Below are 881 nucleotides of genomic sequence, written 5' to 3'. Positions count from 1 at the left end.
CGGGGCTCTACCAGGAACGACAGTGGAAAGGCTGGGCAGACCAGCGGCTGCCGGCTACCCATAACCTGGTTGTCCGCGCGCCGCAGGCGCACGGACCACCCACAAACCACGTCGGTGGATCCGGGCTGAGACGACCGCTCGGCCCCGCTGCTCCCCCAACGGATAATCCCCTCGCGCCCAGCAATTTCCGTCGTTACACTCGCCTCACCGACGGTCGCCGGCACGATATCCCGACACGATGACCAGCAACGATCCCGGAGCTTCGTATGAAGAGAACGGCAGTGGCTCTCGCATTCGCAATTATTGCCCTGGCCGGATTCGCCAGCGCGTGTAGCGACGATTCGAATGCCGAGAAACCCAAGTCCTCGAGCACCTACTGCACCGAGCTGCCCAATTATTTCAAAGTCATGTTCGAGAGCATGAACAAAAATGTCGAAGATCCGAAAAGGTTCGATGAATGGGCGGCCAAGGCGAAGCAGATGCAAGCCATCGCACCCGACGAACTGCACAGCAGCTGGGACTTCCTCGTCGATTACTCGGGTCGGATGGCCGCGAATGCAGATCTTTCGAGCATGAAGTCCGACGATCCGCAACGGAACGGAGCTGCGGGCAAGGCCGTCGTGGAACATGGCCAGAAGTACTGCGGTATACCGAAATAGGCGCTTCGGCGCGCACCGCCTCGCGGTGAAGAATGGATCATGTTCCGGGCCTCAGGTCGCGAAATGATGGGGTCAGCCGTGCGTGGCTCGTTTAGCCTGGATCTTGCGCCGGGCCTGCGGCCCGGCGTGATCGGGTTCGGATTGGTTGTTTGCCGCTGATCAGCGGCTTTCGGGCAATCTTGGGTGGCCCGGTCGGCGGGTTGGCCGCCGGGCTCCACGGGC

The 881-nt window shown here is 61.7% G+C and carries 1 protein-coding gene; it reads left to right on the top strand.

Annotated features, from left to right (window positions below):
• The first annotated feature begins 281 nt into the window (after positions 1–281).
• Positions 282–659, top strand: coding sequence for a hypothetical protein (locus NRB20_RS37370; RefSeq protein WP_153416159.1), 378 nt, complete (start codon positions 282–284; stop codon positions 657–659).
• Positions 660–881 lie beyond the last annotated feature (222 nt).

The sequence above is a fragment of the Nocardia macrotermitis genome (assembly GCF_009604405.1).
Classification (GTDB): domain Bacteria; phylum Actinomycetota; class Actinomycetes; order Mycobacteriales; family Mycobacteriaceae; genus Nocardia; species Nocardia macrotermitis.
Note: the sequence above shows the minus strand (reverse complement) of the source record. Positions and strands in the feature narration are given on the sequence as shown.